The organism is Devosia sp. (assembly GCF_034675085.1).
Classification (GTDB): Bacteria; Pseudomonadota; Alphaproteobacteria; order Rhizobiales; family Devosiaceae; genus Devosia.
Genome location: NZ_JAUCDN010000116.1, coordinates 1 through 9,553, shown reverse-complemented (window position 1 = coordinate 9,553; position 9,553 = coordinate 1). Strand labels below are relative to the sequence as shown.

The window sequence follows — 9,553 nt, the reverse complement described above, 5'->3', positions numbered from 1 at the left end:
AACCGGGTCACTTCTCAATGACAATCCCGGGTCAGTTCCTGGCGACAATCAACAGGCGTGCAGCTCCTGCGCGGCGATAGGCTGGCGATCTACCAAGGCGATATCGTGGTTCATCGGTGGGTGGCCGAAAATGTGCTGGTCTCAGGCCAGATCAGTCAGGCCATTCCCGTAACGCCGCGCCTGCCCATTGGCGTCCTCGCCCCAGGCGCCATTGTAGCTCTGAAGAATCCAAAGATGCGGTTCATGATCGTGCCCGCCAGTTGGGACGCGGCCGAGGTCGCCAATCCGTCCTCTATCAGTTTTGAGGTCATGGAGGCCCTGCGGTGAAACCTTTCTCGCCTCAGTTGCTGGACGATCTGGCTGCGGGACGGGTCGAATATAGGGATGCTGTCGAGCTGGTGCTGGATAGTGGCGTAGTTCGCATGGTGATCGGCGTGCGCGGCCAGTTCGGCTGGAGTGACGTTGACGGCTATCTGCCGGAGCCGGAAACGGGTGATGCGATCTTCTATGGCGGTGGCGCGCTGGTGTCGTTGGACCTTCCGGAAAGCGCGCTTGGTCCTGAAAGCCGGGCCATCGTGGTTCGAGTGTTGGAAACTTATCTCGAAGAGGGATCGGATATTCCGGCGAACGTCTTTGATGACGGGGTGAGGGCGACCATCGATGAGGAGCCCTGGCAAGGCCGGCTCGCCATTGCGTCGGTATTCTGGATCGGCTCGACAGGCCTACCGATCTACCGCGAGCAGGTGGCCATTCGCGAACTGGACAGCATGCCTCTCGAATGGGACGCCGATGGCAATCCGGTACGCGTCTTGATGCTGGAAGAGCCTGACATCACCCAGAGAGACATCGAGGGCAAGACGGCCAATGGAGCGTTTCAAGCGCTGATCGATCCAGCCGACCGTGCTTTCGAGCATGTCGGCACCACGGTGCGGCAGATGCAGAACGTCAATTGGGGTCGCATTGAGGGATCGGCCTAACCGCCGCGGAGAGTTCATGATTTGGACACCAAAGAACATCCCGGCGCGCAAGCCAGGGTGGGAGCGAAGCTTTGTCGCCATCATGGCACGTCATGTCGCCACCCCGTTCGCCTGGACCCCGGACGCGCATTGTCTGGCGGCGCCAGCCGAGCTGTGCCTTGCGATGACCGGCGTGGATCCGATGCGGGGATTTCGCCGCTATCGGACCGAGACCGGCGCGCTGCGGGCAATGAAGGCGGCTGGCTTTGGGACCGTCGAGGATGCGCTTGCCGCCACCTTTCTGGAAATTCCGAAGCTGCTGGCGCGTAGGGGTGATTGCGGTGTGCTGGCGCAGGAGGTCGATAGCCGGCCTTGGCTCACCAGTTTCGTGGTGATGGGCGCCATGGCCGTGGGCAAGACCGAGCGAGGGCCTGTCTATGTCCCGGTGGAGGCGCTGAAGCGCACCTTTGCCATAGGAGCTTATTAATGCCTGCCGTTGCCCCAATGCTCGGCAGTATTGCGCTCAACCTAGCCATGGGTGTCGGCGCGTCGATCTTGTCGAGCATGATACGCCCCAAGCGCCAGCCCACCCAGCAGGTGACATCCTCACGAGGTCTCAGCTTCGAACTTGAGGTGGGTGAGGCTGTGGACGTCTCGGCCGTGTTCGGTCTTGGTAGGGCGGCGGGGCAGCTGCTCTATGTCAACGAATATGGGCCGGACAACGAATATATCCAGTTCACCATCAAGGTCGGCCATGGCTGGCATGACGGACTCGAGCACTTCCTTGTCGACGAGCAGCCGCGCAGTCTCTCGGGCTCCAACGCCGATCCCTTCGGGCGCACGGTCGACGACTATGTCGTAGGCGGTTCGCCCTATCTCTGGGTGAAATATTACACGGGCGCGCCAGGCCAGCCCGCCGACCCGCAGCTTGTGGCGCTGTCCAATCCGGCGGGGCGGTGGACGGCCGCGCATCGGATGACCGGCTGTGCATATCTGATTGTCACCGCCCGCTACAACGCGGACCTGTTCGGCAATTCGGTGCCGCGCTTCGGCTCGGTCTGGCGCGGGTTGCGGCTCTTTGATTGGCGGGTGCCCGACGCCGCCTGGGGCGACCAGAGCACCTATGTGTTCACCAAGAACTCGGCTGTTATTCGGTACAATTTCCGGCGCGGCATTTATGTCAACGGCGTGCGGGTGTTGGGGCAGGGGTTCTCTGCCCACGCCTGCGACCTCGCGGGCTACACGGCGGCCGCCAATCGTTGCGACGAAAGCTTTTTCGATCCGGTTTCCGGCAAGACTTTCCCGATTTTCGAGTTTGGCCGGTCCATATCGGATGGCGAGGAAAAGCTCTCCGTGCTGCGCGAGATCGATGAGAGCTATTGCGGCTCCAGTTTCAAGCGCGGCGGCGCCGATGTTCCCCTACCGGCCCAGCAGATGGTGCCGGTTCTGACGCTCAAGGATATCGATCGTCTGGGCGGGCAGCCGATCCGCGTGGATCGGAAAGGCTCTGTGAGCCAGAAAAAGACCATGTGGCATGGGCAATTTATCAGCCACGATCTGGGTTGGGCCGACGCGCCATTCACGCCCCGCATCGATACTGATCTGGAAAGCTTGATCGGCGGGCGCCGCGCGGCGGCACTCGACCAGCGATACGAGAATTTGCAGGAGCGAGCCCAGCTGCGCGCTGAGATTGCCCTGCGCCGCCAATTCTATCCGGCAACGCGCGTCGAGAGCTTTACGCCCATCGCCCTGGTGCTGGAGCCCGGCGACCCGGTCATCCGGGATTGCGAATGGGGCCCGATGCTCATGGTGGTGGAAAAGTCAGAGCGGGCCATGCAGGACGGTAAGGTCGTCGGGGCCACATTAACGCTGAGCCAGTGGAACAACGCAATCGTGCCGGCGAGCGGTGAAAGCTTTGTGGTTCTGCCGAACGGCCCCGGCACAGGCCCCGCCGATCCGGCCCGCACTATTGCCGTCTCTGGCCTTACCGTTGCTGCCTATCAGCGCGCCGGCGGCGGGGCCATCCATCCGCATGCGAAGGCGAGTTGGACGCCGATCACCGACCCGAATGTCGAACAGGTGATGATCCGCATCTGGCCCGATGGTGGCACCGAGGCGAACGACAAGCAGGATTTTTTCGCTTCGTCGCGGCTGCAATCGAATCTCGTCTTCGGCCCGCTCCAGCCGCTGACCAAATATCACCGCAAGGCGATCCCGATCCGCAGCGACGGACGGGCCTGCGTCTGGACCAATGAGGGCGAATTCACCACCGGGCCGCAGGAGGTGCCGGCCGAGGTCGCGGATGGCTCGATCACGCCGCAAAAACTCGGCCAGGAGCTGCGCAACGAGCGGGGCTATCTGGTGGGGCCGGGCGCGGGCTCGCTGGCTGAGCGCCTGGCCGAATATGAAGAGCGCATGGCGGCGGCCGAGGCGGCGGCGCTGACCGATCAGGCCAATCTTCGGGAAAACTTCAAGCTGCTCAAGGCTCAGAACGGGGCCAGCCTGGCCGCCGTGGCTGTCACCCAGCGGGCCATTGCCGAACTCAATGCAGCCTTTGCCGAATTCAAGGTCGATGTCATGACCCAGCTCAATGACGTGATGGCGGGCGGGCTCATCAAGATCGAAGCGCGCATCGATCCGCTGACGGCACGGGCGGAAATCCTGTTCAAGGCCCGCGCCGATGCCGGCGATACGTTCCCGGCCGAGGCCGCGCTGGTGCTCGGGGCCGAGCGCGACCTTGTCGGTGGCACCGCCGATAGCTGGATCGGGATGATGGCCGACCGGATGTACTTCCTCGCCACCGATGGCGAGATCGTCACCCAGCCCTTCGCCATCGAATCTGGTTTCGTGCGGGTCACCGCCCTGCGCTTCGAGCACCTGGCGTCCCTGGATGGCGAAACCATCGTCATGGACGGCGCGTCGGGCGACTACAATTTCGGAGCAAGCTGATGGCCGTGCATCGTGGCTTTTCCGGCGCCAATGTCGTCGCCTGCTTTGAAGAGGTGGCTGGCGGCGGCTCCCTGCACGACATCGACGCGCCGCGCAATGCGCCGGCAAAATCGCCGGCGGACCATCTCGACAAGATCATCTGGCATCAGCGCTGCTTCCAATACGAACTGGCGGCCGGGCCGGTTGATGTTCCGGTCACGCATGCGGCCCTCGCGACCAAGAACACATATTATGTGGTCAGTACGGGCGGGGGTAGTGTCGGGCCCTTTCCGCCTACCGGCTCGTCGATCGGCTTTCTGGTGCAAGGCGATCAGCGGACAAGCGATATCCTGCTGTTTAGCCATGGCCTTGGCTATGTGCCGAAATTCATGGTCTCGATCGATGGCCGGCGCGTGCCGGACGGGTTCGTCGTCCAGCAGGACAATCGTGGTGGGCACCGGCGCATTTCCGTGTTCGCCACCTCGGGCGGCATCTATCTGCGGGAATCGGCCGTCTCCACCGATATCGACCTGGCGGCCGTCGCTAGGACGTATCGCGTCATGGTCTTTGCGACTCGCGCGCCGTCGCCCAGCCTACCCATGTGGAGCGGTCAGGGCGACAGCATGCAGCTGGCGCGGGGCATAATCGACACCAAGCGCCGATATCTGCGGCGCACGGGGCCAGGCGAGACGCCTTTCGCGCTCAACCTTGGTCCGACCATCGACATCCGGAACGGTGGCGCGCGCTCGGCCAGCGGCGGCGTGGTGACCAGCGAGAGCCGATATAACGGCGCGATGCCTGCGCCCTCTTTCGTATCGGTGGGCGTCTGATGGGCCGGGTGAGTGGAAGCAATGGCGCGATCACCCATACTCAGGGGGATCATGTGGTCTGGGCCAATACGCGCCGGCCGGCTCTGCTGTTGCCGGAAGACGCTGTGACGCTGACCAATTTCGACATCGCTTTTCCCGATTTTGCAAAGTCGGACGCCTATGGCTTCACCTTTGCGACGGCCAATGGCTTCGATTATTCGGCCTGCGTCTCATGGGTCAGCCTTGACCCGCAGGAGTGGGATAGCGGGCTGAGCTTCGTCTGCAACCTGCCGGCCGGTTCGAACTATTTCGAGGTGGAACTGACGCTCTCGCGGATCGTGGCGCCGTCCTCTGTCATGGGCGTTGACGGGCCGATCCCTGCGCTGTTGGGCGGCGGCGGGAAGCACATGCCTGATGGTAATTCCGCGCTGATCGAGGGCGTCGGCCCTTTGGTGCGCATGTTCGCCTTTGAGCGTGTGGGCAACGCAGTCTATCTGCGCCGCAAGCAGTCGGTGGCCAATGAGGGCCAGCGCGTCCCTTGGAATTCCGGCAACAACAACAGCACCGGTTCGGGCGGCTACCGCTCCGGCTTCACCTATGGCGGCAACCCATCTGCTTGGCCGGTGCATCAGATCGACCAGCGAACTGGCGGAAATATCGATAAACGGCGCGGCGGGCCCAATGCCTGCTCGCTCTCCGACCCGACCAATTACGCCTCGCTGTGGCGTGGTACGGCCGTCATCACCCCAGGCTACATCAAGATTTAGGAGCCGAAGTCATGAGACTTTCGACCGGCACGGTCACTGTCGCCAATGGCGAAACCGCCGTCACCGCCTGGCTGGGCGATGACGATGTGGTGCTTTCGGAAATCACGGCGCCGGCGGGCAGCGCCGTGGTCATTGAGGGCTGCGCCAATTTTATCGCCGAACGATCCGGGACCACGGCCTTCTCGCTGCTTTTGCCTCATGCCGGCGCCGGTGGCTCGGGGCTGGCAACAGCGATCAATGCCGCCGCGGCGGCTGAAACGCAGGTCGCCACGCTCAATGCGCGCACGGCGCGTGTTATCCAGGAGTTGTCCACTCTCGATGCCAATGGTCGCGGGCTGTTCTTCAATCTCATCGGCGTCACCGGCGACAATGACCCGGGCCCCGGCCGGATGGCCTTCAATGCCGGCGTGCCCGATGATGTGACCGAGATCTATTTCGACGTGCTCGATGCCAATGAGGGCGGGCGGGACGTGACCGGGCTTCTCGGGCTGTGGAAGGCCGGCACGGTGCTGATCGTGCGCTCGCTCGCCAGCACCGCCTACGCAGCCTTCCAGATCAGCAGCACGCCAGACGCCACGCCGGGCTATCGCAAGGTCGCGGTAGCCTTTGTCGGCAGTTCTGGGGCCCTGGCCGAAGAGCCGGTGGGGGTGGAATGGGTTATTCTGGGCGAGGGCATCGAGATCGGCCGCACCGGTCCCTTTGCGGAACGCGCCGACTTTGACGATGAGCCGGCCGGCTTCATCTATGCGTCGGTGAATGGGGACGGCGACGAAATCACCACTTCTGTCCTGTTCCAGAAGCGCAGTGCCGCCTCGGCCGACTGGTCTCCCGCTTTGCCTTTCGAGGGGCGAAAGGGAGATAAGGGCAATATCGGCAACAAGGGCTGGTCGCCCGTCTATGCGCTTGTTCCCGACGGCGAGCGACGGGTGGAGCGCATGGTGGCCTGGGTGGGTGGCGAAGGCAGCGCGCCGACCGAAGGTATCGGGAAGTATCTCGGCCCCTTGGGACTAGTGGATGATCCGGGCGACGCGACAGATGTTCGGGGGCCTCGTGGCCTGGACGGTGACGGTGCTGGCGACGTCATTGGGCCGGCCTCATCCATGGCGGGTCGCATCGCTGTTTTTAAGGACGGCACGGGCAAGGAACTTGATGACGGCGGCAAGACCTTGGCTGAACTGACACCGGAGGGCTATGACGATCTTCTGGTTACGGTGTCGCTGCTGGCTCTACAGGTCGCGGATAATTCAAACGCAGCGCTGTTTCTTGGGGCTAATGGCAACCGGGTGGCCGATAGCTTCGATACACTGACCTATGTCGATGTCGCAGGTGCGACGAACCTCGATACATCGACGCCAGGTGCCTTGAAGCCAACCGCATCGTCGGCCAATACGCTGGTCAATATTGGCCTGGACGCAACGTCTTCATCTTGGGCTGGCAACAACCTGCGCCAAGTCTTTGCGGCCGGTGTCCTCTCGACGAGCGGCACAACGGTGCGGTTTCGGATGCGCGGACCTTTCACCGGAACGACGGTGGTTGCCGGCATGACCATCGGGCACAGGGCTGTCTCTGGCAACGCATGGGACATGGCCTCGACGCCAGTGCCAGTGACTGTGGGTGGTCAGGCGACCTTCACTCTGGCGACGGGTGCCGATGTATGGTCTGACTGGATCGAATTTGCCTTTGATGAAGCGAAGGATTTTATCGTCGCTATCTACCAAGCCTCGACGAGCTACACGCGCATGAAAACCGGGCTCTCCGCGTCCTACAATGTCTATTACAAGGCATCTGGCAGCGAGATTGCTACAGCAGCACCGGCGGGCTACTCCACCATCGCCAGCCGCGCTGACTGCGTTGAGCAGATCGATGTTCAAACTGGCCTCAACAACATGACGGTTAGGTCGGCCAGCCTCATCGCCGCGGCGGCGCCGGTAAAGACCAAAGCGCTGTTGCGGGTCAAAGAGGTCGACCCGGCAGTTGCCGGTGTGGATTACACGCTGGAATGTTCGCGTGATGATGGGGCCACCTGGTCTTCCATGGCGCTTGCAGAGCTATTCACCTCGCCGTCGCCAACTGCTGGCATCCGCGTAATCGAGGCGGGGGCGACCGATGTTTCTGGTCAGCCTTCCGGCACAGCGCCGCGCTGGCGCTTCAAGACTCTCAACGCGAAGAACGTCGAACTGCATGACGTCTATTTCTACTGGAGCTGAGCCATGTGCTATTTGCGCGATCCGGAGACGTTGCCGCGACTCCCCAACCTCTATCCCGATCAATTCTGGTTCGTTGTGCGCGCCTCTGGCTTTGAGGCTGATTTGCGCGCCTGGGTGGCGGCGATGAATGATCCCGAAAGCCCCGAGTATGATCCGGTTGGCTGGGCGGCTGCCAGCGCCAAGCTGGAATATGCGGGCTATTTCGAACGCGACCATGCTCTTGTCGAAGCGGCCAGGATCGCGCTCGGCATGAGTGCAACCGAATTGGACGATCTCTGGCGGTACGCCGCCGGGTAGGGTGGTGCTTGCACTATACCTTCGACCTGCGCCACCCGGCCGCCCGAGCTTCCGCCTCTGAGCAAAACCAGCGTTCACCGTGAGACGCGCTGATCCGAGTGTCGTCATAATATCGCTGACCAGGCACGTGGTAGATGCGTTCGCCTTGCGTGCTCACATTGCCTTTGATGTTGCAGGTCTCGGCAAGGGCTGGTGTGACCAGAAGCGCCATAGCGAGTAGCACGAGAGTTAGTTTGCTCATTTGGCCCTCAGTTGAAGAAAAGGCCCCGGAGCATAATCTCCGGGGCCCAAGTTCTACGGACTTTGGGAGTGCCTTTAGAACTTGAAGCTGACGCCGGCGCGAAGGGTGCCGAAATTGACCTTGGTGTCGATGCCGCCAGGAATGCCCGCGCTCAAGTAGTTCCGCGAACCCAGGTCGGTGTAGAGATATTCGGCGCGCAGGATAACGTTGTCAGTGGCTGCATATTCAGCGCCGGCGCCGATGGTCCAGCCGGTGTGGGTCTGACGCTCAGACCACGAAAGTGCGCCCATCGAGGCATTGAATGAGCCGGTGCCATACGCAAAACCGCCCGTGACGTAAGGCATGAAGCGATCCACAGGCAGACCGACGCGGGCCCGGATAGACCCGAAATTTTCAACGCGCAGCGAAGAAGTAAGGCCGCCGAACACTTCAGTATAGTTCATGTCGCTGAGGCTGAAATCCGCCTCGGCGCCAAGAACGAAGCCCCCAACATCATAATTGTAGCCAGCATGGATGCCGCCGCCGAAGCCTCTGAGCGCGTAATCTGGCGCTCCAGGAACGCTAACGCTCACATTGCCCCAGCCATAGCCCACATTGGCGCCAGCATAAAAGCCAGTCCAGCTAAAGGACGGAGCATAGGTTGCAATCGGCTCCGGCTGGAACACAACAAGATCGGCCGCCTGAACACCAATCGTGGACGCAATCGCGGCAACAGAAATCGCGGAAATTGTGCGGATCATAAGAGCCCTCAAGAATTTGTTCTAGGCGATATGTTGCCAGTATCAGAACTAGAGTCAAGTTGATCGGCGGCAAAGGAATTTTGATTTATCGCTAGTTGCTGATCGGTAACAGGGTGTTTGTTAACCACGCTCTCCGTGATGGCTGACAATTTAGCGGGCCCGCCGCTGGAATACGGAGAGCTTTTGGGCCTCTCCCGATGCATCTTAATATTTCAACAGGAGGCCATTATGGCCAATAAGGTCTACAAGACCTGGCGGGATTTCCCGTCGGGCGAATGGCGCTGGCCAAATTTCAGCCCGCAGGAAATGGCGAGCAAGCGGGAAGGCGAGTTGCTGATCGATCCCGCCTCCATGGACAGGCTCCAGAAGCTCCGCAATGTGCTGGGTAAGCCGCTAATCATCACCAGTGCCTACCGCTCTGAGGCGCACAACGAAGCCGTGGGTGGCGCCAAGAACAGCCAGCACCGGCTCGGCAAAGCCTTCGACGTGGTGATGACCAATCACGACCCGGCCCATTTCGAGAGTGCCGCAAGGGCCGTGGGCTTCACCGGATTCGGCCACTATCCCAAGTCGAATTTCATGCACATCGATACCGGGCCCGCTCGGCG

10 protein-coding genes and 1 pseudogene are annotated in these 9,553 nt (G+C 61.8%); 9 read left to right on the top strand and 2 right to left on the bottom strand.

Features of this window, described 5'->3' with window-relative positions:
- The first annotated feature begins 57 nt into the window (after positions 1-57).
- The 8 genes from VDP82_RS09140 to VDP82_RS09105 are packed head-to-tail and all read left to right on the top strand — an operon-like array spanning position 58 to position 7,964.
- Positions 58-327, top strand: a complete 270-nt coding sequence (locus tag VDP82_RS09140; protein ID WP_323014540.1) for a hypothetical protein — start codon at positions 58-60, stop codon at positions 325-327.
- A complete protein-coding gene (locus VDP82_RS09135) occupies positions 324-977 on the top strand; it encodes a hypothetical protein (protein ID WP_323014539.1) in 654 nt (217 codons plus the stop codon). Before VDP82_RS09140 ends, VDP82_RS09135 begins: the two co-directional genes overlap by 4 nt.
- Entirely contained in the window at positions 913-1,443 is a 531-nt protein-coding gene (locus VDP82_RS09130; RefSeq protein WP_416347095.1) for a DUF6950 family protein, read from the top strand. The genes VDP82_RS09135 and VDP82_RS09130 overlap by 65 nt, the downstream gene beginning before the upstream one ends.
- Complete coding sequence (locus VDP82_RS09125; protein ID WP_323014537.1) at positions 1,443-3,905, top strand: hypothetical protein; 2,463 nt, start codon at positions 1,443-1,445, stop codon at positions 3,903-3,905. The genes VDP82_RS09130 and VDP82_RS09125 overlap by 1 nt, the downstream gene beginning before the upstream one ends.
- Positions 3,905-4,714, top strand: coding sequence for a hypothetical protein (locus tag VDP82_RS09120; protein WP_323014536.1), 810 nt, complete (start codon positions 3,905-3,907; stop codon positions 4,712-4,714). The genes VDP82_RS09125 and VDP82_RS09120 overlap by 1 nt, the downstream gene beginning before the upstream one ends.
- Positions 4,714-5,460, top strand: coding sequence for a hypothetical protein (locus VDP82_RS09115; RefSeq protein WP_323014535.1), 747 nt, complete (start codon positions 4,714-4,716; stop codon positions 5,458-5,460). Before VDP82_RS09120 ends, VDP82_RS09115 begins: the two co-directional genes overlap by 1 nt.
- 11 nt (positions 5,461-5,471) lie before the next feature.
- Positions 5,472-7,667, top strand: a complete 2,196-nt coding sequence (locus VDP82_RS09110) for a hypothetical protein (RefSeq protein ID WP_323014534.1) — start codon at positions 5,472-5,474, stop codon at positions 7,665-7,667.
- A gap of 3 nt (positions 7,668-7,670) precedes the next feature.
- Positions 7,671-7,964, top strand: coding sequence for a hypothetical protein (locus tag VDP82_RS09105; protein WP_323014533.1), 294 nt, complete (start codon positions 7,671-7,673; stop codon positions 7,962-7,964).
- A gap of 13 nt (positions 7,965-7,977) precedes the next feature.
- On the opposite strand, the pseudogene VDP82_RS09100 reads toward VDP82_RS09105, so the two are convergent.
- Both VDP82_RS09100 and VDP82_RS09095 read right to left on the bottom strand, forming a co-directional pair.
- Positions 7,978-8,145 (bottom strand): annotated as a pseudogene (locus tag VDP82_RS09100) (succinoglycan biosynthesis protein exoi); the annotation flags it as partial.
- Between the two features lie 134 nt (positions 8,146-8,279).
- Positions 8,280-8,945 carry an outer membrane protein gene (locus VDP82_RS09095; protein WP_323014532.1) on the bottom strand — a complete coding sequence of 222 codons (666 nt, stop codon included), beginning with the start codon at positions 8,943-8,945 and terminating at the stop codon, positions 8,280-8,282.
- 228 nt (positions 8,946-9,173) lie between these two features.
- Here VDP82_RS09095 and VDP82_RS09090 point away from each other — a divergent pair.
- Positions 9,174-9,553: YcbK family protein (locus VDP82_RS09090; protein WP_323014531.1), on the top strand; the 380-nt coding region annotated here is incomplete at its 3' end.

Coding starts and splice junctions, on each gene's coding strand:
- VDP82_RS09130 (WP_416347095.1), top strand. CDS start 913: ATGTCGGCACCACGGTGCGGCAGATGCAGAACGTCAATTGGGGTCGCA.
- VDP82_RS09095 (WP_323014532.1), bottom strand. CDS start 8,945: ATGATCCGCACAATTTCCGCGATTTCTGTTGCCGCGATTGCGTCCACG.
- VDP82_RS09105 (WP_323014533.1), top strand. CDS start 7,671: ATGTGCTATTTGCGCGATCCGGAGACGTTGCCGCGACTCCCCAACCTC.
- VDP82_RS09110 (WP_323014534.1), top strand. CDS start 5,472: ATGAGACTTTCGACCGGCACGGTCACTGTCGCCAATGGCGAAACCGCC.
- VDP82_RS09115 (WP_323014535.1), top strand. CDS start 4,714: ATGGGCCGGGTGAGTGGAAGCAATGGCGCGATCACCCATACTCAGGGG.
- VDP82_RS09125 (WP_323014537.1), top strand. CDS start 1,443: ATGCCTGCCGTTGCCCCAATGCTCGGCAGTATTGCGCTCAACCTAGCC.
- VDP82_RS09120 (WP_323014536.1), top strand. CDS start 3,905: ATGGCCGTGCATCGTGGCTTTTCCGGCGCCAATGTCGTCGCCTGCTTT.